Here is a 22,745-nt window from a genome sequence, read left to right as displayed (position 1 = left end):
GAACTGGCGCAGACACCAATCATCGGGCAGGCGTACGCCGTTCGGCGTTGTCTTCTCCATGGTTTCCCCTGGCGGCTCGGGCACCGAGTGGGCGCCAACTCACAGTAACAGGGTAAGTGATCACTTTCTAGCGGATGACCGGAAGCCGTGACCTACCATGTGTTAGTAAGTTCTTACTCACAACCTGTCCGGCGGCGGCCGCTCGATGTGCCGTGGTCAGGAAGGATTTCCATGTCGACAAGCACCGGAGCAGTCGCTTCACTCCCCGCATTCCTCGACGGTCGCACCAAACGCCTGCTGATCGGCGGCCGATGGGAGGCCGCGGCCTCGGGGCGCACCTTCGTCAGCATCGATCCCTCCACCGGCGCGGTGATCGCCGAACTGGCCGCCGCCGATGCCGTCGATGCCGACCGCGCGGTCACCGCGGCCCGCTCGGCGCTGGTGGGCCCCTGGCAGCACTTCTCCCCGCGCGATCGCCAGGCCCTGCTGTGGGCGTTCGCGGACAAGGTGCAGGAGCACTTCGACGAACTGCGCCTGCTCGAATCGCTCGATATGGGTTCGCCGCTGGGCCGCCGCCGGCCGGGGTCGCGCGCCTGGGAAGCCGAGGTGTTGCGGTACTACGCGGGCTGGGCGACCAAGATTCACGGTGAGACGCTGCCGAATTCGATTCCGGGCTCGGTGTTCAGCTATACGGTCAAGGAGCCGGTCGGGGTCGTCGCCGCGATCGTGCCGTGGAATCGCCCGGTCGCCAACGCGGTGTGGAAGATCGCCCCGGTGCTGGCCACCGGATGCACCCTCGTGCTCAAACCCGCCGAGGAGGCGAGCCTGGCCGCGCTGCGGCTCGGAGAACTGTTGAGCGAGACCGGGATTCCCGACGGCGTGGTGAACATCGTGACCGGCGACGGTGAATCCGCCGGCGCCGCGCTGACCGCGCATCCGGGCGTGGACAAGATCGCGTTCACCGGATCGACCGCGGTGGGTCGCGAGATCATCCGATCCTCCGCCGACACCCTCAAACGCGTGTCGGTGGAACTGGGCGGAAAATCTCCCGACGTGGTCTTCGCCGATGCCGATCTGACGAAGGCGGTTCCCGGCGCCGGAATGGGCGTGTTCTCGAATTCGGGCCAGACCTGTTGTGCCGGGACCCGCATCTTCGTCGAGCGGCCGATCTACGACGAATTCGTCGACCGCCTGTCGGATTTCGCGCGGTCGCTCACCGTCGGCAACAGCCTGGACCCGCGCACCCGGATCGGCCCGCTGGTCTCCCGGCAGCAACTCGACCGCGTATGCGATTACCTGGCGATCGGCCCGGACGAGGGCGCGCGCACCACGGCCGGTGGGGCGCGCATCGATATCGGCGATCTCGCCGCCGGCTATTTCGTGGAGCCGACGGTATTCGCGGATGTGCGCGACGAGATGCGGATCGCGCGCGAGGAGATCTTCGGTCCGGTCGCCTGCGTGCTGCCGTTCGACACCCTCGACGAGGTGGCCGAGCGGGCCAACGATTCCGATTACGGCCTGGCGGGCGGAATCTGGACCCGCGACATCGGCACCGCCCATCGGCTGGCGGCCCGATTGCGGACCGGCACCGTCTGGGTCAACACCATGCTGCTGTTCGATCCGGCGGTGCCGTTCGGCGGATACAAGATGAGCGGATACGGACGCGAGATGGGACCGCATTCGCTGGAGGAATACCTCGAGGTCAAATCCGTGTGGATCGATACGGATTGACCGTTCGCGCCGGTGCCGCGCAGCGAATGCCGAAGGGGCCGAGCGATATTCGCCGGCCCCTTCGGCACGCCGGAACGACTCGATCAGCTACGCAGCAGCCGCCCCGCAGCCGTGTCGGCCACATCCACTCCGTCACGGCGCGTCTGGACGCCGTTGACCCACATGTGCGCGACGCCGGTGCTGCGCACGACGAGCCGATCCGCTCCCCCGGGCTGATCGTGCACCCGCTCGATCGGGGTCGTTCCGACGGTCGCGGGATCGAAGGCCACCAGGTCGGCGAAATACCCCTCGCGAATCAGCCCGCGCTCGCGGATGCGGAAGGCGTGCGCGGGCTGACCGGTCAGGCGCCACACCGCGTCTTCCAGCCCGATGGCCTTGCGCTCGCGCACCCAATGTCCCAGCAGATGGGTGGAGTAGCAGGCGTCGCAGAGCTGACTGGCGTGCGCGCCCGCATCGGACAGGCCCAGGATGGTGCGCTTGTCGGCGAGCAGATCACCGATCTCGTCGTCGCCGTCGTTGTCGAGGACCACGCGGAAGCGCGTCGACATCCCGTCGGCGAGCGCGACGTCGAGCATCAGGTCGAAGGCGGTGGTACCACGCTCGGCGGCCAAGCGGTCCAACGGGATTCCCACCGCGGCGGGATCGGCGACGGTTTCCTCCACGGCGACCTTGGGCCACCGATGCGCCCATGCGGCCAGCGTCGCCGGGCGGGCCCGCTCCCGCCATGCCGCGTCCCGGTAGAGCGCGGCGCGTTCCTGCCGCGGCCGGGCGAGGACTTCCTTCCACTCGTCGATCTCCCCCAGCGGCGTGGGGTCGGCGAGGCTGACCTGCATCACGATGGGCCGGCAGGCGATCTGCGGGTACACCTCACCGGGCAGCGCACCGCCGCGCTCCACCGTGCGCATGGCGGCGCCGGGTTTGTCGGCGCGCGCCACCAGCGCGGTCCAGGTGACCGGAATGCCGTAGCGCACGGACAGATCCGAGAACTGGTTGACGAACATGCCGGGCCCGATCGACACCTGCAGGATGCCCTTGCCCACCGCGCCCAGTTCCGCCGCCAGCGCGTCGACCTCGGCGACCTCGGCGAAGCGACTGGGCACCGGGCGGCCGAACGCACCCTGATGGGCCGGTTGGCGGGAGGTGGACAGTCCGACCGCACCGGCGGTCACCGCCTCACGGACCAGCGCGCGCATGGTGTCGAGTTCCGCGGGGGTGGCGGCACGTTCCTCTCCGCCCAGGACGAACAGCCGCAGGGGCGTATGTCCCAGGAACGCACCGACATTGAGCCGCTTGCGGCGCCGCTCGAGGGCATCGAGATACTGCGGGAAGGTCTCGAAGCACCAGTCGATGCCGGCATTCAGCGCCTCCATCGACATACCCTCGACGTTTTCCAGTGTGCGCACGATGATTTCGCGATGCGGCGGCCGGGTCGGCGCCACCCCGAAACCGCAATTGCCCATGATCACGGTGGTGACACCATGCCAGCAGGAGGGCGTGAGATCGCCGTCCCAGAGGATCTGCGCGTCGTAGTGGGTGTGGATATCGATGAAACCCGGTGTGAGGGTGAGCCCGTCGAGATCGATGATGCGCGTGTCCGGTCCCGGCGTCAGCTCGCCGGGCGCGCCGACGGCGGTGATGCGGTCCCCGGTGATTCCCACCTCGGCGGCCCTGCCGGGGTCGCCACTTCCGTCCACCAGCCAGGCGCGGCGCAGCAACAGATCCATGGGTCCTCCCGGGGAGTGTGAATCGGCAAGGGGGTCGGGCATTCTCACGCCCGGCGGGCGACGGCCAGCGCGTCCTCGAAACCGCGGTGCAGATGCTGGGGGGCGGGCTCGTTGCGGCCGAACACGATGGTGTCCAGCACGCCTGCCCGGATACCGGGCTCGGTCCGCGCCGCCACCCAGAAGTCCTCCCCGTCGACCACGGTCTCGCAGATCCAGGGGGCCATCTCCACGGCCTTGCCCCGTTCGGACTCGCTCAGACCGGGCCGCAGATATGTGCTGTGCACGACTTCGGAGGAGTTCGCGTCGACCGGGACGATCTGCCACAGCTCCACGTGCCGGCTGTCGAAGGTGAGGCTGGTGTTCGGAAACAGCGCGTACTGCAGGCTGATATGGCCCATCACGTCGCCCCACTGCTCGTCGGGCAGCTCGCGCAGTTCGTCGATCGAGCGCAGTGCGGAGCAATTGCGCAGATGCCGGCCGAACGGGTCGAAGGTCAGCACGCCACCGTAGGCGTATTTCGCCAGGGTCCGGCGGTGCAGAAAGCGGAAGTGGTAGTTCTCACGGAAGGTGTCGAGGGTGACCTTCCAGTTGGCCCCCACGCGGTGCACGTGCGGTTCGCCGTACAACTCCCAGTCCGCGAACTCGAGCACCGCCAGTTCGTCGGCCAGGCCGGGGCCGAGATATTCGTCGATGTCCACGGCAGGCCCCGGGCGCAGCGATCCGACGATCAGCCCGTACCCCTCGCTGACGGGCAGTTCGACAAGTCCCTTGCGCTCCAGGCACATTCCGGTGAAGGCGTCGTCCACGGGCACGGCGACCAGGCGGCCGTCGAGATCGTAGGTCCACGAGTGGAACGGGCAGGCGAATCGGCTGCGGGCGCCGCCGCCGTCGACCACTCGCACGCCGCGGTGGCGGCAGGCGTTGGCGAAGGCGCGGACGTGGCCTTCGTCGTTGCGGGTCAACAGGATCGGGACGCCGCACAGGTCGACAGTGCGGTAGGTGCCCGCGTGCGGAAGCGCGCCCGACAGGCACAGCACCAGAGGGTGGCCGCGAAACAGGACGTCGAATTCCTCGGCATGCCGCTGGGTCGAATAGATATCGGTCGGCAACTCGAGGATTTCCGGCGCCAGATCGGTGGTGCCCTCGTCGATGTGGTCGAGCAATCGGCGCGCGAGGCTGTGTTCCAGCGCTTGCCTGTCCATAACACACTCCACCCGAAACTCCGGACCCGAAGGACGGTCACCTCGGAGCTTAGTAGGTGATTATTTACTCCGCAAGGAAATGTGAGAACCCGGTTCTACCTGGAGAGATCGCCGTGATCACGCCGATCGGCGGATGCCGTCGCGAGCCCATTAGGATAAAGTGTGTACCCACTAACAACGCCGATCGGCACCGGCGTCGGCCCGGAAACGAGGAGGACTCGTGGCCAGAACCACGACGACCGGGAGTTCCACGATCCCGCCCACCCCCGCCAATGGCGCACCGCCGGTACGGCGCCGGCTCACCGCCGAGGCGCGCAAGAGTTCGATCCTGGCCGCCGCGCGCCGCGCCTTCAGCGAGACCGGCGATATGAACGGCACCACGGTCAAGATGATCGCCGAGCACAGCGGCATCAGCGAGGGAATCATCTACCGGCACTTCGAGAGTAAGGATCAACTGTTCTTCGAAGCGGTGGTGGAACCGCTCAAGTCGGCCGTCGACGATCTGGTCGCCGCGACCGCCGTCGTCGACCGCGATGAGCCGCTGACCCCGCAACGACAGCTGGAGACGCTCAAAGGTCTGTACCGCCAACTGATTTCGACGCTCGACGAGGTGCTGCCGCTCCTGGGCCTGGTGCTGTTCGGCGATCCACAGGTGGCCCGGCGGTTCTACCGGGAGAATTTCGCGGTCGCCATGGACCGGCTCGCCGAGGCGTGGCGCGAGGTCGAGGATCGTTACGGATTCCCCTTCGAGTCGCCCGACATCTCCGCCCGCGCGGTGATGGGCATGGCACTGATGCAGGCCCTGGAAACCCGGCACGGCACCGCCAAGAAGGCCGACCGCGACCGGGCCGTCACATTGATCAGCGAGGGCACGGTCAAGGGATTCTTCCCGGTGATCGAGGGGGCCGAATCCGATGAGCCCACAGCATGATTCACCGCGCGGCACCGCGTCGCGCAACGGCTTGGAGATCGTGACGGAGTTGTCGCGCCGCTTCGCCGCCGGTGACGGCGCGGGCGCGCTGGCGCTGTTCCACCCCGACATCCGCATCGAACAACCGGCCTCACTGCCACACGGCGGCAGCTACCACGGACATGCCGGGGTGGCCGCCATGGGCGAGTCGTTCGGACGGTACTGGGAGCGCAGTATCGACAATCCGCGCATCTTCGGCTCCGAGGAATCGGTGGTGCAGTTGACCACCCAGACCTGGACGGCCAAGGAATCGGGGCGGCACGCCACGGTCGACGTGGTGGAGCTGTTCTCCTTCGCCGACGGCATGGTCCGCGAGATCCGGGTGTTCCAGCAGGACACCCACGCGCTGCTGGAAACGCTCGAGCCACGGTGAGAACCTCGGCAGCCGAACATCTTCCGGCTGCCGAGGGCGCGAGCTCAGGGCACGTCGACGACGACCGCGGTGCCCATCCCACCTCCCGCGCACATCGCCGCGACGCCGACCCCACCGCCGCGGCGCCGCAGTTCGTGCACGAGGCTCAACACCATCCGGGTTCCCGTCATCGCCACGGGATGTCCCAGACTGCACCCACTTCCGAGGACATTGACCTTCTCCTCGTCGAGCCCCAGCGCCCTGGTCGCGGCGACCGCGACCGAGGCGAAGGCCTCGTTGATCTCCCAGAGCGCCACATCGCCCACCGACAGTCCGGCGCGCGCGAGCACCTTCTCGATCGCGGGCGCGGGCGCCAGGCCGGTGTCCGCGGGCGCGACGCCCACCGACGCCCAGGCCCGGACCACGGCCAGCGGCTCGATTCCGCGCTCGCGGGCCAGTGCGCGGTCCGCGACCACCACCGCACCGGCCGCGTCGTTGATGCCCGCGGCGTTCCCGGCGGTGATGCCGAAGCCCTCGATCTCGGGATGCAGCGGTTTCAAGGAGGCCAGCTTCTCCAATGACGATGTGCGCCGGGGATGTTCGTCGACGGCGAAGGTGACCGTACTGCCGTCGCGACGGGTCACCTCGATCGGCACGATCTCCTCGGTGAAGCTGCCGGCGTCGATCGCGGCCACCGCGCGCTGATGGGAACGCAACGCCCACTCGTCCATCTGCGCGCGCGTTATCCCGGCCTTGACCGCGGCGTTCCACCCGACCGTGATCGACATATCCCGCACGGGTGCGTCCGGAGTTTCGCGGTGACTGGGCGCGAGCCAGTCCTCCTCCCATTCCTCGGAGCCCGGAATGCGCCGATTCACCGTCGGTGCGGTCGAACTCGACTGCACGCCGCCGGCCACCACGATCCGATCCATCCCGGCGATCACCGAGGCGGCCGCGCTCTGCAGGGTGGACAGTCCGGAGGCGCAGTGCCGGTTGTGCGCGATACCGGGCGCGTTCACCAGCCCGGCCTCGATGGCGACGTACCGGCCGATCGCCCCGCCGCCGTACAGCGATTCGCCGAGGATGACGTCGTCGACGAGGTCGGGTTCGACGCCCGCTCGGCGCACCGCCTCGGCGACGGCCGCCGTTCCCAGTGTGAAGGCGTCGGTTTCGGTGAGCGACCCCTTGTATGCCGTCCCGATCGCCGTGCGCGCGCCCGAAATGATCACGGCCTCATGGCTCATTGGTGCCACCCCGATTCTCAAATAAGTAAGTGTTCTCTAACTTAAGCATCGTAACGACGGCCCGGCGCACGGGCAACGGCCCGCTTCGGCGGCAACGCGCCATCGGCCCGCGAGATTCTCAGCGCGCGGTGACCAACCGGCCGGGGACCGCACCGGTGGTTTCGTCGTGGTCGACGAGCACGTGTCCGTTGACCAGCGTGTAGTCGTAACCGCGTGCCCGCTGCACGAATCGCTGTGCACCCAAGGGGAAATCGGCGGCCATCTCCGGGGCGAACAGGTCGAGATTCGCCAGATCGATGACGTTCACATCGGCGTACGCGCCCGGAGCGAGCACCCCGCGATCGGCGATTCCGAACAGATTCGCAGCATCGACGGTCAGTCGCCGGACGGCCGGGCCGATCCCCAGCAGTGCCCGATCCCGCACCCAGTGCCGCAGGAAATAGGTCGAATTGCCGGCGTCCATGGTCAGCGCGACGTGCGCACCCGCATCGGCGACGCCCAATACGACGTCGGGGTTGGTGATCATGCGCGCGACCGCGTCCAGATCCTGATTGAGCACCGGGTAGTACAGCAGTCCACGGCCGTTCGTCTCGAGCGTGTAGTCGATGAAGGCGGCCGCGGCGCCGACGCCGCGCCGACGCGCCTCGGCGGCCAGGCTGTTGTCCGCCCCGACGTCGTAGGCGGCCGAACCCGGCGGCAGCAGATACATTTTCGCCGGATCCTTCGGCGCCAGCGGACCTGATGCCTGCGAGGGCAGTTCGGCTTCGGCGATCAGGCGGTCGCGGACGTCGCCGCGGGCCAGCAACTCGAGCCGCGTAGCCGGCGGTTCGGCCATCACCTCGGACCAGGTGGGCAGTGCGTCGTACGGGGTGCGTCCGGCGATTCCGTAGACGATCGCGCTGCCGCGCACCGCGGTCATCGGGCGCAGATCGGCACCTCGCGCGCGGGCCCCGGCCGTCTGTTCCATCACCCAGGACCACAGTCCGGGACGCCGGTCGCTCTGCATGATCGAAAAGGTCAGGGGCCGAGCGGAATTCAGGCTCACCTGTTCCATCCACGCCATTTCGGCGCGGGAATTGGCACGGTCGGCGCCGTCGCGCTCGCCGATGCGCGGGACCACCTGGAAGGTGCCGCGCCCGCGTTCGGCGAGGACGCCGGCGATCGCCGACAGCTCCTCCACGTCGGCGAAGGTGCCCGGCACCGGCCGCCCGTCCGGCACGGTGTGCATATAGGTCCTGGAGGTCGAGAAGCCCAGCGCTCCGGCGTCGACGGCCTCGCCGACCAGTTCCGCCATCGCGGCGCGGTCTTCGGCGGTGGCGGGCGCCTCGTCGAGACTGCGCTCCCCCATGACGTAGTAGCGCAGGGCGGCGTGACCGATCAGCCCGCCGACGTTCACGCCGAGTTCGCGGTCGCCCAGTGTTTTCAGATAGTCGCCGTAGGTCTGCCAGCCCCAGTCCAGCCCGGCCATGATCGTGTCGGCCGGGATGTCTTCCACCGACTCCATCATCGCCGCCAAGTAGCCCTCCTGCCCCGGCCGCACCGGCGCGAAGGTGACGCCGCAATTGCCCATCACCACCGTGCTCACGCCCTGATAGCACGAGGGCGTCGCGAGCGGATCCCAGAACAGCTGGGCATCCAGATGGGTGTGCACATCGATGAACCCGGGGGTCACGAACCGGCCCGACGCGTCGATCACTCGGCGCCCGGAGCCGACCGCCGGGCCGATGTCCACGATCCGGTCCCCGTCGATCGCCACCTCCGCCCGACGCGGCGGCGCACCCGTTCCGTCGACCACGTCCCCACCGCGAATCACGATGTCATGCATGGTTTTCCATCCTTCCCGGTGCGGGCCGCCCGAGCATAAATAAGCAGGTACTCACTCAACATAACCCGGGAAACGCTCGCGTATCACCGGGTACCGTGAGAAAGTAGGTACTTACTTGTTAGGCCCTGCTCCGGATTACCGTCCGGAGCACTCAGCGCAGGAGTCGACGTGGGATCGATGGACGGCCGGACCGCACTGGTCACCGGCGCGAGCCGCGGCATCGGCCGGCGGATCGCCGAACGCTTCGCCGCCGAGGGTGCGGCGGTGGCGGTGGTGGCTCGCACCGCCGAACCGGGCGCCTCGACGCTTCCCGGTTCCATCGAGGAGGTCGTGGCGCACATTCGCGATCAGGGCGGCCGGGCAGCGGCGATTCGCGCCGATCTGACGGTTCCCGCGGAGGTCGAGACGGTCGTGGCACGGGCCGAAGCGCTACTCGGGCCGGCCGACATCCTCGTCAACAATGCCGGGGTGAACTTCTACGGCCCGGCCCTCGACATCCGCCCGCACCGCTACGGCCTGATGTTCCAGATGATGGTGCACACCCCGTTTCGGCTGTGCCAGTTGGCGATTCCCGGGATGATCGAGCGCGGGCGCGGCTGGATCCTCAACATCACCTCCAAACAGGCGCGCCACCCCCTGGGGCCGCCCTATCCGGAGTGGGCCGCCGACGGCTGCGTGCCCTACGGCATGTGCAAATCGGCGCTCGATCGCCTGACCACCGGCCTGGCGGCGGAGGTGTACGGCACCGGCGTGCGGATCAACAGTCTGGGCACCTCCGGTCTGGTCATGACTCCCGGCGTCGCCGTCGTCTCCCCGCACACACCGGACAACACCCCGGTCGAACCGGACGACGCCATGGCCGACGCCGCTGTGCTTTTGTGCACGTCCCCCCAGGACACCGGACGCATCGTCTACAGCATGGAACTGCTCGGACGGCCCTTTCCCGACGGCCCGTGGGCCCTGTCGGCCACCTACTGAATCGCGCGACACCGAAGGACAGTCATGCACGTATCCGTCGATCCCGACCGCTGCCAGGGCCACGCCCGCTGCTGGGAGATCTGCCCGGAGGTCTTCGACCTCGACGACGAAGGGCACGGCCGCGCAACGCTTTCCGAGGTGCCGGCCGACCTTCGCGACCGGACCCGCGAAGCGGCCGACAACTGCCCGGAACGGGCAATCGTCCTGAGCTGAGCCACCCGCTCTCGGCCACCGCCGGCGCATTGCGCGCCCGGCCTATACGTCGAGGTCCGCCCACCGTCACGGGGGCGGACCTCGACGTACGCGGGCCGCAGCCGGCCCGCGACATGTCACGACTCGGGAATCGAGGCCGGATCGGCGGGGGTGAAGTCGTAGACCCGCGACGCATTGCCGACGGTGATCTTGTCCTGCACGTCCTGCGGAAGGTGCCCGAGCCACTTGCCGGCCATCTGCACGGTGTCCGGCCAGGTGGAATCCGAATGCGGGTAGTCGCATTCCAGCATCACGTTGTCCTCACCGATGATGTCCAGCAAGCGAATTCCCGCTTGGTCCTCGATGAAGGTGCCGTACACGTGGTCGCGGAACAACCGCCGGATATCGGTATCGAGATCGAAGGTCGCTTCGCCCTTCTGCTCGCCGCGTTCGTGCGTGGCGTTCATGCTGATATCGAACCGCGAGGCCCAGAACCGCTGTTTGTCGACCACCTGCTCGGCGCGTTCGAGGAAGTACGGAATCCAGCCGATGGACCCCTCGGAGAGGGCGATCTTGAGATTCGAGTACTTCACGAAATTACCGCTGAACAGCCAATCCAGCAGTGTCCCCGCCTGATTCGCGGCCGCGGAGTAGGCCATGAAGGCCAGCGTCGGCATATCCTCGGAGGTCCGGATCATATTCGAGGACGATCCGACGTGCATCGAGATCACGAAGCCGGTGTCGTCGCAGGCGCGAAAGACCGGATCCCAGAAGTCGGTGTGGATCGACGGCAGGCCGAGTTTGGTCGGGTTCTCGGAGAAGGCAATGGATTTCGCCCCCAGCGCCGCGGTGCGCTCGATTTCGGCCGCGGCGGCGACGGGATCCCACAGCGGGATGATCATCATCGGGATGAATCGGCCGGGATAGGCCTGGGCGAATTCCTCGAGAATGAAATCGTTCCACGCCCGCACGCACAGCAGCGCGAGCTCCTTGTCCTTCGCCTCGTGGAAGATCTGGCCGCAGTAGCGCGGGAGCGAGGGGAACAGCATCGACGACAGCACGTGCCCCTGGTTCATATCGGCGACCCGCGCCGCCGGGTCGTAACAACCCAGCCGCATCTCCTCGTAGGTGATCGGCTCGGGGGAGAATTCCTCGCGCTTCTTACCGGCCACGGCGTTGAGGCCGGTGGTGACGATCTGGCGATCCTCGTAGATCCAGAATTCCGACTTGTCCTCCCGGACGATCCGGGGGCCGGTCTCGCGCCACTTCTCCGGCAACCGCTCCTGCCACAGCCGCGCCGGCTCGATGAGATGGTCATCAACCGATATGAACCAGCTGAACGACATGGGATCTCCCAACTCCGGTAACAAAGCGAATACTTACATACAAGGTAGCCCGATGCCGGGGCGGGCGCCAGGGCTGCCGGCGATTCGTTGCCCGGTCAACCGGTTCACACGATGACGGTGCGCACGCCCTCGGCCCGGGAGAGCAGCTGCACACCCTTGTTGATCTCGTCGAGCGAAATGCGATGGGTGATCATGGATTCCAGATCCAGGCGCCCCGCCTCGGCCAGCCGGATGAAGCGCGGGAAGTCGCGCAGGATCTGGGCCCCGCCGACCACCGATCCGGCGATCCGCTTGCCGGAGAACACCGTCGAGATCGCGGGCAGCGTCAGTACATCCGCGGTCGAGGGCATGCCGACCAGCGTCACCACACCCTCCACCCGGGCCATATCGATGGCTTGGGTGACGAGTTCGGGACGGCCGACCACCTCGAAGGTGAAGTCGGCGCCGCGCCCGCCGGTCAGCTCCCGTACCTGCGCGACCGGATCGCCGGCCTGCGGGTCGACGGTGTGGGTGGCGCCCACCCCGATGCTCGCGTCCCGGCGGCCGGGCATCGGATCGACGGCGACGATCGTGGCGGCACCGGCGATATGCGCCCCCTGGATGACCGACTGCCCGACCCCGCCGCAGCCGATCACCGCCACCGACGAGCCCGGGGTGACGCCGGCGGTATTCAGTGCGGCCCCGAGGCCCGTGGTCACCCCGCAGCCGAGCAGGGCGAGCTGTTCATCGGCCAGATCGGTCTGCACCGCGACCACCGACGCCTCGTGCACGACCATCGCCTCGGCGAAGGTTCCGCAGCCGCACACCGCGGCGGCACTGCGGCCGTCGGCGAGCCGGAAGCGTTGTCGCCGTTTGACTTCCGCGTTGAGCTCGCAATGGTTCGACATGCCGTTGACACACGACCAGCAGTGCCCGCAGGCCGGTGTCACCGAGGCGAGCACCCGATCGCCCACGCGCACCCGGCGCACCTCGGCGCCCACCTCCTCGACCACCCCACACCCCTCGTGGCCGGGCACGATCGGCAGCGGCAGCGGCGAGAGCCCGTTGATGACGGTGAGGTCGGTATGGCAGATGCCGCTGGCGCTCAGGCGCACCACCACATCGTGGGGGCCGGGTTCCGGCAGGGGCAGATCTTCGATTTCGAGGGGCTGGCCGACCTCGTAGGCGACAACGACTTTCACTGCGTACCTCTGACGATCGATTCGGATGGGCCGCGACTCCCGCCGCCGCGCCCCGCTTGTCAAGCGAGTGCTTACTCATATTAGGAGCGCGACGAGTGTCCCGGCGCCGATTCGCCACACCGGAGCGGCGAGGCCTCCGTCTGCCGCGGAATGCGGCGCGACCTTGACATCCTCTATCGCCGGTGCGAAGTTAGTAACTGTGTGCTCACTTACTCAAGGCACACTTTCCTGACCGCGGGCGATCCCGGAGGTAGCGCAGAGATGGAATACGGGTTGATCGATGCCGACGGGCACTACTACGAGCCCGACGACTGCTTCTCGCGCCACATCGAGTCGCGCTTCGCCGATCGCACCATCCGGGTGGAACGCGGCACGGACGGACTGGGTCGCATCTTCCTGCGCGGGCAGCGCACCTTCATGAGCGTGATGCCCGGCGACTACGCCTCGGCGCCGGGCGCGCTGCAGGGACTGTTCGTCGGCGGCGTCGCCGACGGATTCACCCATCGCGAGGTGGTGACCTCGAAGGACCACCCGGAATTCGCCGAGCGCGGTGCGCGTTTGGCCGTTCTCGACCGGCAGGGCGTGGATGCCACGATCATGTTGCCGACACTGGGTGTGGCCGTGGAGTACGACCTGCGAGACGACATCGAGCTCACTTATGCGAGCCTGCGGGCATTCAACCGCTGGCTCGAGGAGGACTGGGGATACGGCGCCGACGGGCGGCTGTTCGGCGTGCCGATGCTCTCACTGCTCGATATCGACCAGGCCGTGCGTGAGCTGCACCGGGTACTCGACGCCGGTGCGCGGATGGTGCATCTGTGCCCCGGCCCCGTCGCGGGCCGCTCCCCCGCCGACCCGATCTTCGATCCGTTCTGGGCCACCGTCTCCGATGCCGGAATTCCGGTGGCCTTCCACGTATCCAACAGCGGCTACCAGCATTTCTACGGCACGCACTGGTCGGAGAACCCGGACAATCCGTCGCATCAGCAATCGCCGCTGCAATGGGCGCTGTGCAATACCGAACGCCCGGTGGTCGACACCTTGATCGCGCTCACCCTGCACAACCTCTTCGGCCGCCACCCGGGGGTGAAGATCGTCTCGATCGAGAACGGCTCGAATTGGCTTCGCCCCCTGTTCAAAACGATCGACAAGGCCGCCGCACTCGGCCGCCGCGGCCCGATGATCGGCGGCAAGTTGCCACCCCGCCCGAGCGAAGCACTGGCCGAACACCTGTGGGTCTGCCCCTTCCCCGAGGACGACGTGCACGACCTGATCGACGCCATCGGCGCCGACCACGTCCTGTTCGGCTCGGACTTCCCCCACCCCGAGGGCCTGCGCGAACCACGCGACTACCTGCCCCGGCTGGAAACCTGCGATCCCGAAGTCCGCCACCAGGTTTTGCGCGGCAATACAGCGGGACTACTGGGACTGAACTGAACATCTCCCTGCCACAACGGCAACCGACACCCCGGCATTGTGGCCGAACCAATCGTGCAAACCCCGCCGCATGACGCGGTTTTCTCCGATTTTTACCGAGGTTTGCACGATCTGTTCGGCCGGCACCCGACCCGACCACATGGGCCAGCCGGTCGCGAACCGATCCCGTCAATCCATCTGGCGCGCGACTTTCATGGCGAGCAACTCGTCCACCTGAGAGTCGTCGAACCCCAACTCGCGCAACACTTCCGCGGTGTGCTCGCCCACGCCCGGAATCATCAGGCGGGGGCCCCCGGTCACGTCGGGGCCGGTGCGCAGCAGGGGGCCGATCTGTTCGAAATAACCCCAGTCGGCGGTCCGATAACCGACGACCCGGCCGAGTTGGTGGTTCACCGGATCGTCCAGGATGGCGTGGCGGAAGCGGTTGCGGTCCATCGGCTCGATGAGTTCGGCGAGGATGCCGCGTTCGCGTAGCCGTCGCACCCAGTCGGCGGCGGGGGCGGTCGCGAAGGTGAATTCGAGTGTCGCCTCGGCCGCGCGGGCGGCGCTGTCGTCGCCGCCGCTGCGGAGTGGGACGTAGTCACCCAAGCCCGAGCTCGGGCCACCGGCGGCGACAGCGACGAATCCGTCCAGCTTCCACCAGGATTCGGCGTCGGCGACCACGAGTGCGAACCACTCGCTGTCGGAGCCCTCGTAGATTCGATAGCCGGGACCGTACCCGGTCTGCCGCTCGTCCAGTGCCGGGCCGGCGACGAGTTCGCCGTCGCGCACGAAAACACCGCAGTGCATGAGCATTCCGGCGCCGAGCAGACTGGTGATCACCTGCTGGCCGCGCTGCTGGGTGGCCCGGGCGTAGAGACCCAGCGCGATGCCGGCGGCGGCGACCCAGCCGCCCGCCATATCGATCGGTATCCAGGTCGCGGCCAGCGGCTCGTTGCCCGCGCCGCCGATCGCCCGCTCGAAACCGGTCAGCGCCTGCATCAAGGCGTCGTTGCCCGGGTAGGCCGCCCGCGGGCCGGTGGCGCCGAAAGCACTGGCGTGGCAGTACACCGCGTTCGGATTCAAGCGTGCCACGGTGTCCGCGTCGATACCGAGCCGCTCCGCGACGCCGACGCGGAAGTTGTGCAGCACCACATCGGCGCAGGTGAGCAGCTTCTGAACCACCGGCCGCGCCTCGGGAGCGTTGATATCCAATGCAAGACTGCGCTTTCCGCGTTGGCAGGCCGCCACCGCATAGGCGGCGGCCCGCATCGCCTCACCACTCGGTGGCTCCACCTTGATCACATCGGCGCCCAGGTCCGCCAGCACCTCTGCGGCCAGCGGCCCGGCGACGAACGCCGAGAAGTCCACGACGCGTAAGCCCTCGAAAAGCCCTGCGGCAGCGCGCGTTCGCGAGGCGCGAGGCAAACCCGAGGCCGGACGCAGCGGGTGGATCTCGAACGGCGAGCCGATCATCAGATCCTCGTGTCCGCGGTCGGAACGGGTGACGGCCAAACCGGTTGCGGTGGTGTGCGGATCGCGCAGCACCTCCCCCGGCCCGAGCACCGGCTCGCAGGCCACCCCCGCGGCGCGCAGCCGCTCGATCCATTCCTCGCGCGGTCGTGTGGCGAACAACGACGTCCACCGCTGCGCGCGGGCCCGCAGTTTGCCGGTGGTCTGGTCGGTGTAGTAGCCGTCCGGACTGGGTTCGTCGCCGAGGACCTCGATCACCGCCTGATACATGCCCTTACCGCCGAACCACACCTGCAGCAGTTCGCCGTCGGCGCAGCGGTAGAGGAAATTCGGGAAGGTCGAGCCGTGTTCCCAATACGATTCGACTTCGGGCGCGGCGCGTTCGGATCGGCCGATCATGCAGCCGAGGGTGGCCAGCATCCCGTCGTAGAGCGAGGTTTCGCTCCAGCCGCCCGTACCGGTGCCGACGCGGCGATGCAGCAGCGCGAATACCGAGGTGAGCAGCAGGAAGGCAGCCCCCATGCCGGACGCGCGCACCTCGGGGAAGATCGGCCCGGGCCGATGGCCCCGCAATTGCGTGCAGAAGCCGGCCCGCGCCTCGACCAGGAGTCCGAAATCCTCGACCGTTCCGGCTGCGGTGCGACTCGGCCGGCAGCGTGCGTACACGAGCGCGGGATTACTTGCGGCGCACTCACGAAACCCCAGTCCGCGCGCCTCGACGAGATCCTCCGGACCGTAGACCAGCGCGATATCCGCCGTCCGCAACAACTCGGAAATTTCCGCCGCCTCGCTGGTGGTGAGGATGCGCTTGTCGCGATGCCAGACGCGGCCCCACGGCACCGCGGCGTCGATCGGCGCATCCTCGCCGACCACCCGCACCACACGTGCCCCGAGATCGGCCAGCAGCATTCCCGGCAGCCCAGCGGCCAACCCCAGCCCGAGATCGCTGACCCCCACCGCGATCTCGACCACCGTCAAACCCGTGCAGGGACCTTCGCCACTCATATCAGAGCCCTTTCGAACAACCATCCGACGTCGCCGGGACCGCTGGACAAGCCGGTGAACCGACAGCCGGCGCACTCTGCGCGGGCACCCCCGCCGGAACCGAAACGCCCTCGGCCCCGGCACATTCGGTGTTCATCGCCCGACCCGAACGGGCAGTTCCAATCTCGGCAGCACCTCTTCGGCGGCCAGCCGAACCACGTCCAGCGTGTCCGATCGCGTCGCCGGCGCGATCACGAAATGCCGCACGCCCGCGTCGACGTATTCCTGCAGCCGCACCGCGACCTCGTCGGGTGTACCGGCCGGCGCGATTCGCAGCAGCATGTCGCCCGGTTTGCCGCCGTAGGCGCCACCGAGGAAATCGGCCACCTCGGCGCGGGCGCGGTCACCGTCGCGGCGAATCGAGCAGTACAGATACATCGTCCACTCGAAGCCGGTGAGGTCGCGGCCGATCGTCGCCGCTTCCTGCCGAATCGCGGTGACCGAGCGGGCATACGCCGACGGCGACACGAGATACGGCATCCAGCCGTCGCCCCGGCGCGCGGCGCGACGCATCGCCGGAGCTTTGCGCCCGGACACGATCAACGGCGGGCCGCCGGGTCGCATGGTGGAGCCGTCGGGGTTGCGGACCGGGCGCAGATGCAGATCGCGGAATCGGAAGAACCGGCCCTCGTGATCGACCGGTTCGGCGCGCCACAGTGCGCGCAGCACATCCATCGCCTCGTCGGTGCGGGGGCCGCGTTCGGACAGCGGCACACCGACGGCCTCGAATTCGTGCCGGAACTCCCCGCCGACCCCGAGCCCCACCGACACCCGCCCGCCGGAACGGGCATCCAAATCGGCGAGTTGTTTGGCCACGATCACCGGCGGATAGAGCGGCAGCAGCAGCGTCGCCGTTCCGACCCGGACGCGTTCGGTCCATGCGACCATCAGCGACAGACGGGTGACGGCCTCACCGGTAGGACTCGGCGGCAGGATGTGGCCGCCCTGCCAGACGGATTCGATGGGCAGGCGTTCGGCAGCGGCCAGCCAGTCCCGATCCGGTTCCGGCATCGCGGCTGCCCCGAAGACGATGCGGTCGGCGGACATCCGACTCCTTCGGCGAGCAGTGCGCCGATGCCCGATCGGCACCGACCACACGAAGATAGCAAATGCTCACTTATCATGATAGTGGTTATAGGCAGCAACGACTCGCTCCTGGAGGCCGGATGAACGCGATACCGGGTATCCCGCCGATGGTCACCGAGGAGACCGAGCCCTTCTGGGTAGGGGCCGCCGCCGGCCGTTTGCTGGTCGAACATTGCCCCGCCTGCGGAGCCGATTCCTTCCCGCCCCGGGGCATCTGCCGACGATGCCGGCGCCGCGCACCCGAATTCGTCGAAATCACCGGTCCCGGAACGGTTTACAGCTTCACCGTGAACTATCAGCGCTGGCTGCCCGAGCTCGAGGTCCCCTATGCGATCGTGCTGGTGGAATTCCCCGGCCGCCCCGGCGTGCGGATCCCCGGACGGGTGCGCGGCTGCGCGCCGGACGAGGTGACGATCGGCATGCGGGTCGACGTCGGATTCGAGCCCGGCCCGGGCGGATACGCCGTCCCCAGCTTCCTCGCCCGCGACGACGGGACCGGGGTCACGCGATGAGTACGGACCTGTTCGAGCATCGCGCCGTGATCTCCGGCATCGGTCAATCCGCGATCGCCCGCCGGCTCGACCGCTCCGGCCTGCAGCTGACCCTCGACGCCATCCTCGCCGCCGTCGCCGACGCCGGGCTGACCGTCGACGATATCGACGGCCTCGCCATGTTCCCCGGCGGAGGTGTCGCCAATGTGCCCGGCTACGCCAACGGCAATCTCTACGAGGTCCAGGACGCGCTGCGCATCACGACCCGCTGGCGCCAGGGTCTCGTCGAAGGCATGGCACTGCCGTTCTACGGTCCGGCGCAGGCGATCGCCACAGGCCAGGCCCGCCACGTGGTGATCTGGCGGACCGTGAAGGAGGGCAGCGCCGCCCGCGCCGCCGGTGGGCGCCCGGCCTACGGATCCACCAAACCCGCAGCCGAAGGCCCGCAGGCATGGCTGCTGCCGATCGGGATGCTGTCCCCGGTGTGCCAGATCGCCCCGTTCGCTACCCGCTACATGTACGAATTCGGGCTCACCCGAGCGCAATTGGCGTGGATACCGGTCACCCAGCGCACAAGCGCCGCCCACAATCCCGACGCCGTCTACCGTTCGCCGCTCACCGTCGACGACTATCTGGCCGCGCGGATGATCTCCTCCCCGCTCTGTTTGTTCGACTGCGATGTGCCGGCCGACGGCGCGACCGCGATCGTGGTGTCGGCGGTCGAGACGGCCCGCGATCTACGCGCACCGGTCCGCATCGAGGCGATGGCCGGCGTGGTGGACGGGCGCCCGGCCTGGGACCAGTGGGAGGACATGGGCCGGGTGGGCTACGCGACCGCCGCGGACCTGTGGGCGCGTACCGCGCTGACTCCCGCCGATGTGGACACCGCCCAGCTCTACGACGGTTTCAGCATCGAGGCGGTGTGGTGGCTCGAGGCGATGGGCTTCTGCGGCACCGGCGAGGCCGGGGACTACATCGACGGCGGCAAGCGCATCGCGCTGGGCGGTGAGCTGCCGCTCAACACCTGGGGCGGTCAGCTCTCGGGCGGGCGATTGCACGCCGGATTCGGCCACACCGCCGAGGCGGTGCGGCAGCTGCGCGGCGAGGCGGGCGCGCGGCAGGTCGCCGGCGCCGAGGTCGCGGCGGTGACGAATGTCGGCGGAATCGAGTCCGGCGCAGCGCTTTTGACGCGCTGGTGAGGTAGCAGTACCGGTGACGGCGAAGGAGAGATGATCATGGTGGAGCGTCCGGGCCGCGTGGACGGCAAGGTGGCAATCGTGACGGGTGCGGGATCCACGCCCGGGCCCGGCATCGGCACCGGGAAGGCGACCGCGGTGGCACTGGCGCGGGAGGGCGCCGCCGTGCTGCTGGTGGACCGGTATGCCGAGCGCGCCGAACAAACCCTGCGGATGATCGAGGAGGAGGGCGGCAAGGCCGCGGTCTTCGCGGCCGATCTGACCGAGGCCGCGGCGTGCGAGGCCATGGTGCGTACTGCCGTGGACTCCTTCGGCGGACTGGACATCCTCGTCAACAATATCGGCCTGGCCGCGGTCGGCACGGTCGTCGACGTCTCCGAAGCGGACTGGGACCGATCCTTCGACATCAATCTGCGCACCGCGTTCCTCTCCTCGAAGTACGCGGTGCCAACACTGGCCGAACGCGGCGGCGGATCGATCGTGAACATCTCCTCGATCTCGGCACTGCGCGGCGACGGCACGGTCGCCTACTCCGCGGCCAAGGGCGGCCTGCTCGCGATGACCGTCGATATGGCGTATTCGCACGGCCGCCAAGGGATTCGGGTGAACGCGATCGCGCCCGGGCACATCACGACGCCCATGGTGCTCTCGGTGTCGGCGCCGGGGCCGCGGGCGGAATTCATGAACACCATGCGGTCGGAGGCGGGTCTGCTGGGCACCCCCGGCGACGGCTGGGACGTGGCCTGGGCGGCGACCTTCCTGGCCAGCGACGAGGCCCGCTGGATCACCGGCATCACCCTGCCGGTGGAATCGGGCGTGCTGAGCGTGACGCCGCTGATGATGGCGCCGCACCTGCGCGGGGTCGCGGACCCGGACCGGCCCGAGCCGGGCGAATCCACGCCGCCCGCCCCCGAATCCGGCCACTGAGCCGCCGACGCCACCGGGGGCCGATCCCGATCGGGCGCGACAGACGGTTGTACATCGCCCTCGCGATCTCTAGAGTAAGTAAGTGAACACTCTCATAGTTGAATAATCTTCCTGGTACAGAAGGAGTTCGGGATGGCTGACCCCGATGGCGCCGGAACCGCCCTGTGTGAGCGATATGCGGTCGCCGATGTCGACTCCCACATCATCGAACCGGCCGACCTGTGGACCTCGCGGATCTCGAAGAAGTGGGGCGATCTGGTTCCGCACGTCCGCTTCCACGAACGGCGGCAAGAGGATTACTGGTACATCGGCGACAAGAAGCTCTACGGCGTAGGCGCTTTCGCACAAGCCAAATGGCCCGAGTTCCCGCCCTCACATCCGAAGAAGCTCTCCGAGGCCTTCCCCGCCGCACTCGACGCCAAGGCGCGGCTCGCCTATATGGACGAGGTCGGCATCTACTACCAGGTGATGTATCCGAATATTCTCGGCTTCCACAGCCACGTCTTCCTGAACCGGATGCCGCACGAGCTGGCCACCGAATGCGTTCGCGCGTACAACGACTGGCTGGTCGAGTGGTGTTCGGCGGATTCGCGCCGGCTGGTTCCGATGATGATGCTGCCGTTCTGGGATATCGACGAATCGGTCACCGAGATGAAGCGGGCCTACGAGATGGGCCACAAGGGTGTGCTTTTCGCCGCTCGCTACGACAAGGTCGGCCTGCCCCGCCTGGTGGACGACTACTGGGAGCCGCTGCTCGGCCAGGCCCAGGACATGGGACTGTCGATGAACTTCCACGTCGGCTTCCTCAACTCCCCCGACGATCTCAAGGGCGCGGTCGACCAATCGCAGAAGCTCGACTTCACCAAGGAGAGCGCGCTGGTGCTGCTCGGCAATGCGCAGAACATCGCCGAGGTGGTGGTCAGCGGCGTCTGCCATCGCTATCCGAAGCTGAATTTCGTCTCGGTGGAGAACGGCGCCGGCTGGCTGCCCTTCCTGGGCGAGAGTATGGACTGGCAGTGGCTCAACGTCGGTGCGCACCACGAATATCCGGATCGGCTGCTGCCGAGTGAATACATGCGCCGCCAGATCTATGGCATGTACTGGTTCGAAAACCGTTCGCTGCGACCGGTGATCGGCGAACTGGCCGACAATCTGATGTTCGAAACCGATTTCCCGCACGCCACCAGCCTCTCGCCGGGGCCGGCCTCGGAATCACCGAGCCCGCGCGACATCATCGATCGTTCACTGACCGGAATTCCGGAGCAGACGGTGGCGAAAGTCCTGCAGCACACCGCGACCCGGCTCTATCACCTCGATCCGCCGCAGCGGAACCGACCCTGACGACACGACATCGGAGGGCGGCGTGAGCGACCATCGCGGCTCGCGCCGCCGACCGGACGCGGGTGTCCCGCACACGACAGGAGGCGGCGTGACCGATCGGTTGATGTACCGGCGTGAGTTCTACATCGGAGGTAGGTGGGTACCACCTGCCGGCGACGAACGCTTCGCCGTGATCTCGCCGTCCACCGAGGAAAACGTCGGCGAGGTGCCGGTGGCCCGCACGGCCGATATCGATCGGGCCGTCACGGCCGCGCGCACCGCCTTCGACGAAGGCCAGTGGCCCCGGCTGTCGCCCGGCGAGCGGGCTGGCGTGCTGGCTCGCGCCGCCGAACTGCTCCGCAAGCGCGAGGCCGATATCGCGGCCGTGACGGTCGACGAGATCGGCTGTCCGGTCAGCCAATCCAGACAGGCGCAGACCGGTATGGTCGCGGCGCTGTTCGACTATTACGCGGAGCTGATCCGCGACTTCGACTTCGAGCGCATCGTCACCGCCGGTGACCGGTCCGGCCTGGTCACCAGGGAACCGGTCGGCGTCGTCGCGGCCGTGGTGCCGTGGAACGCCCCGGTGACCCTGGCGGCGTGGAAGACCGCGCCGGCGCTGGCCGCGGGGTGCACGGTGGTGATCAAACCGCCGCCGGAGTCGCCGCTGAGCAACTTCGTGCTGGCCGAGGCGCTGGACGAAGCCGGAATACCCTCCGGCGCAGTCAATATCGTGCCCGGCGATCGAGAGGTCGGCGAGTATCTGGTCACCCATCCGGACACGGACAAGGTGGCCTTCACCGGGTCGACCGCCGCGGGTAAACGCATCATGAGCGTGTGCGGTGAACGGGTGAAGCGGGTGTCGCTCGAGCTGGGCGGCAAGTCCGCGGCGGTCGTCACCGACGACGCCGATCTCGCGAACGTCCTGCCCGCGATCGTCAAGGGCGCGATGCATATGTCCGGTCAGGTCTGCGGTGCGCACACCCGGGTCCTGGTGCCGCGCAGCCGTTACGCCGAGGCGGTCGACGCCGCGGCGGCGGCAGCGGC

General features: G+C 68.1%; 19 protein-coding genes. 11 read left to right on the top strand and 8 right to left on the bottom strand.

Going from position 1 to position 22,745, the window contains the following annotated elements:
* Positions 1–231: 231 nt before the first annotated feature.
* Complete coding sequence (locus NN2_RS32280) at positions 232–1,731, top strand: aldehyde dehydrogenase family protein (RefSeq protein WP_063018699.1); 1,500 nt, start codon at positions 232–234, stop codon at positions 1,729–1,731.
* Positions 1,732–1,814: 83 nt separating this feature from the next.
* Here NN2_RS32280 and NN2_RS32275 read toward each other — a convergent pair whose 3' ends face one another.
* Together NN2_RS32275 and NN2_RS32270 are read right to left on the bottom strand one after the other, a co-directional pair.
* Positions 1,815–3,455: an N-acyl-D-amino-acid deacylase family protein gene (locus tag NN2_RS32275; protein ID WP_063018697.1), complete on the bottom strand. Its 1,641-nt coding sequence runs from the start codon at positions 3,453–3,455 to the stop codon at positions 1,815–1,817.
* Positions 3,456–3,499: 44 nt separating this feature from the next.
* Positions 3,500–4,657 (bottom strand): aromatic ring-hydroxylating oxygenase subunit alpha, encoded by a 1,158-nt coding sequence (locus NN2_RS32270; protein WP_063018695.1) that lies wholly within the window; start codon positions 4,655–4,657, stop codon positions 3,500–3,502.
* Positions 4,658–4,877: 220 nt separating this feature from the next.
* On the opposite strand from NN2_RS32270, the gene NN2_RS32265 reads away from it, so the two are divergent.
* Together NN2_RS32265 and NN2_RS32260 are read left to right on the top strand one after the other, a co-directional pair.
* Positions 4,878–5,588 (top strand): TetR/AcrR family transcriptional regulator, encoded by a 711-nt coding sequence (locus NN2_RS32265; RefSeq protein ID WP_245658940.1) that lies wholly within the window; start codon positions 4,878–4,880, stop codon positions 5,586–5,588.
* Entirely contained in the window at positions 5,572–6,000 is a 429-nt protein-coding gene (locus NN2_RS32260; protein WP_063018693.1) for a nuclear transport factor 2 family protein, read from the top strand. The genes NN2_RS32265 and NN2_RS32260 overlap by 17 nt, the downstream gene beginning before the upstream one ends.
* A gap of 44 nt (positions 6,001–6,044) precedes the next feature.
* Here NN2_RS32260 and NN2_RS32255 read toward each other — a convergent pair whose 3' ends face one another.
* Entirely contained in the window at positions 6,045–7,223 is a 1,179-nt protein-coding gene (locus tag NN2_RS32255) for a thiolase family protein (protein WP_063018691.1), read from the bottom strand.
* A gap of 118 nt (positions 7,224–7,341) precedes the next feature.
* Entirely contained in the window at positions 7,342–9,048 is a 1,707-nt protein-coding gene (locus NN2_RS32250) for an N-acyl-D-amino-acid deacylase family protein (protein WP_063018689.1), read from the bottom strand.
* 177 nt (positions 9,049–9,225) lie between these two features.
* Between NN2_RS32250 and NN2_RS32245 the strand changes: the two genes are divergently transcribed.
* Both NN2_RS32245 and NN2_RS32240 read left to right on the top strand, forming a co-directional pair.
* Positions 9,226–10,026 (top strand): SDR family NAD(P)-dependent oxidoreductase, encoded by an 801-nt coding sequence (locus NN2_RS32245; protein WP_218022085.1) that lies wholly within the window; start codon positions 9,226–9,228, stop codon positions 10,024–10,026.
* A gap of 24 nt (positions 10,027–10,050) precedes the next feature.
* Positions 10,051–10,239: a ferredoxin gene (locus tag NN2_RS32240; protein ID WP_030517864.1), complete on the top strand. Its 189-nt coding sequence runs from the start codon at positions 10,051–10,053 to the stop codon at positions 10,237–10,239.
* A 116-nt stretch (positions 10,240–10,355) separates the two neighbouring features.
* On the opposite strand, the gene NN2_RS32235 is transcribed toward NN2_RS32240, so the two are convergent.
* Together NN2_RS32235 and NN2_RS32230 are read right to left on the bottom strand one after the other, a co-directional pair.
* Positions 10,356–11,564 carry an amidohydrolase family protein gene (locus NN2_RS32235; RefSeq protein WP_063018685.1) on the bottom strand — a complete coding sequence of 403 codons (1,209 nt, stop codon included), beginning with the start codon at positions 11,562–11,564 and terminating at the stop codon, positions 10,356–10,358.
* 104 nt (positions 11,565–11,668) lie between these two features.
* Complete coding sequence (locus NN2_RS32230; RefSeq protein WP_063018683.1) at positions 11,669–12,745, bottom strand: Zn-dependent alcohol dehydrogenase; 1,077 nt, start codon at positions 12,743–12,745, stop codon at positions 11,669–11,671.
* Between the two features lie 261 nt (positions 12,746–13,006).
* Between NN2_RS32230 and NN2_RS32225 the strand changes: the two genes are divergently transcribed.
* Complete coding sequence (locus tag NN2_RS32225) at positions 13,007–14,182, top strand: amidohydrolase family protein (protein ID WP_063018676.1); 1,176 nt, start codon at positions 13,007–13,009, stop codon at positions 14,180–14,182.
* Between the two features lie 168 nt (positions 14,183–14,350).
* Here the strand turns inward: NN2_RS32225 and NN2_RS32220 are convergent, their stop codons facing one another.
* Both NN2_RS32220 and NN2_RS32215 read right to left on the bottom strand, forming a co-directional pair.
* Complete coding sequence (locus NN2_RS32220) at positions 14,351–16,639, bottom strand: CaiB/BaiF CoA-transferase family protein (RefSeq protein ID WP_063018674.1); 2,289 nt, start codon at positions 16,637–16,639, stop codon at positions 14,351–14,353.
* Between the two features lie 132 nt (positions 16,640–16,771).
* Positions 16,772–17,725: an LLM class flavin-dependent oxidoreductase gene (locus NN2_RS32215; RefSeq protein WP_063018667.1), complete on the bottom strand. Its 954-nt coding sequence runs from the start codon at positions 17,723–17,725 to the stop codon at positions 16,772–16,774.
* Positions 17,726–17,844: 119 nt separating this feature from the next.
* On the opposite strand from NN2_RS32215, the gene NN2_RS38820 reads away from it, so the two are divergent.
* The 5 genes from NN2_RS38820 to NN2_RS32190 form a co-directional block, all read left to right on the top strand.
* Positions 17,845–18,276, top strand: coding sequence for a Zn-ribbon domain-containing OB-fold protein (locus tag NN2_RS38820; RefSeq protein ID WP_063018665.1), 432 nt, complete (start codon positions 17,845–17,847; stop codon positions 18,274–18,276).
* Positions 18,273–19,454, top strand: a complete 1,182-nt coding sequence (locus tag NN2_RS32205; protein WP_063018663.1) for a thiolase C-terminal domain-containing protein — start codon at positions 18,273–18,275, stop codon at positions 19,452–19,454. Before NN2_RS38820 ends, NN2_RS32205 begins: the two co-directional genes overlap by 4 nt.
* A gap of 36 nt (positions 19,455–19,490) precedes the next feature.
* Positions 19,491–20,378 (top strand): SDR family NAD(P)-dependent oxidoreductase, encoded by an 888-nt coding sequence (locus NN2_RS32200; RefSeq protein ID WP_063018701.1) that lies wholly within the window; start codon positions 19,491–19,493, stop codon positions 20,376–20,378.
* A gap of 132 nt (positions 20,379–20,510) precedes the next feature.
* Positions 20,511–21,719: an amidohydrolase family protein gene (locus NN2_RS32195; RefSeq protein ID WP_063018661.1), complete on the top strand. Its 1,209-nt coding sequence runs from the start codon at positions 20,511–20,513 to the stop codon at positions 21,717–21,719.
* An 88-nt stretch (positions 21,720–21,807) separates the two neighbouring features.
* Positions 21,808–22,745: aldehyde dehydrogenase family protein (locus NN2_RS32190; protein ID WP_156511535.1), on the top strand; the 938-nt coding region annotated here is incomplete at its 3' end.

Source organism: Nocardia nova NBRC 15556 (assembly GCF_001613005.1).
Classification (GTDB): Bacteria; Actinomycetota; Actinomycetes; order Mycobacteriales; family Mycobacteriaceae; genus Nocardia; species Nocardia nova.
Note: the sequence above shows the minus strand (reverse complement) of the source record. Positions and strands in the feature narration are given on the sequence as shown.

Bases quoted from the DNA above. Each gene is read 5' to 3' on its own strand.
- NN2_RS32195 (WP_063018661.1), top strand. From the start codon at position 20,511: ATGGCTGACCCCGATGGCGCCGGAACCGCCCTGTGTGAGCGATATGCG.
- NN2_RS32255 (WP_063018691.1), bottom strand. From the start codon at position 7,223: ATGAGCCATGAGGCCGTGATCATTTCGGGCGCGCGCACGGCGATCGGG.
- NN2_RS38820 (WP_063018665.1), top strand. From the start codon at position 17,845: ATGAACGCGATACCGGGTATCCCGCCGATGGTCACCGAGGAGACCGAG.
- NN2_RS32240 (WP_030517864.1), top strand. From the start codon at position 10,051: ATGCACGTATCCGTCGATCCCGACCGCTGCCAGGGCCACGCCCGCTGC.
- NN2_RS32280 (WP_063018699.1), top strand. From the start codon at position 232: ATGTCGACAAGCACCGGAGCAGTCGCTTCACTCCCCGCATTCCTCGAC.
- NN2_RS32225 (WP_063018676.1), top strand. From the start codon at position 13,007: ATGGAATACGGGTTGATCGATGCCGACGGGCACTACTACGAGCCCGAC.
- NN2_RS32205 (WP_063018663.1), top strand. From the start codon at position 18,273: ATGAGTACGGACCTGTTCGAGCATCGCGCCGTGATCTCCGGCATCGGT.
- NN2_RS32250 (WP_063018689.1), bottom strand. From the start codon at position 9,048: ATGCATGACATCGTGATTCGCGGTGGGGACGTGGTCGACGGAACGGGT.
- NN2_RS32220 (WP_063018674.1), bottom strand. From the start codon at position 16,639: ATGAGTGGCGAAGGTCCCTGCACGGGTTTGACGGTGGTCGAGATCGCG.
- NN2_RS32235 (WP_063018685.1), bottom strand. From the start codon at position 11,564: ATGTCGTTCAGCTGGTTCATATCGGTTGATGACCATCTCATCGAGCCG.
- NN2_RS32200 (WP_063018701.1), top strand. From the start codon at position 19,491: ATGGTGGAGCGTCCGGGCCGCGTGGACGGCAAGGTGGCAATCGTGACG.
- NN2_RS32260 (WP_063018693.1), top strand. From the start codon at position 5,572: ATGAGCCCACAGCATGATTCACCGCGCGGCACCGCGTCGCGCAACGGC.
- NN2_RS32275 (WP_063018697.1), bottom strand. From the start codon at position 3,455: ATGGATCTGTTGCTGCGCCGCGCCTGGCTGGTGGACGGAAGTGGCGAC.
- NN2_RS32245 (WP_218022085.1), top strand. From the start codon at position 9,226: ATGGACGGCCGGACCGCACTGGTCACCGGCGCGAGCCGCGGCATCGGC.
- NN2_RS32215 (WP_063018667.1), bottom strand. From the start codon at position 17,725: ATGTCCGCCGACCGCATCGTCTTCGGGGCAGCCGCGATGCCGGAACCG.
- NN2_RS32270 (WP_063018695.1), bottom strand. From the start codon at position 4,657: ATGGACAGGCAAGCGCTGGAACACAGCCTCGCGCGCCGATTGCTCGAC.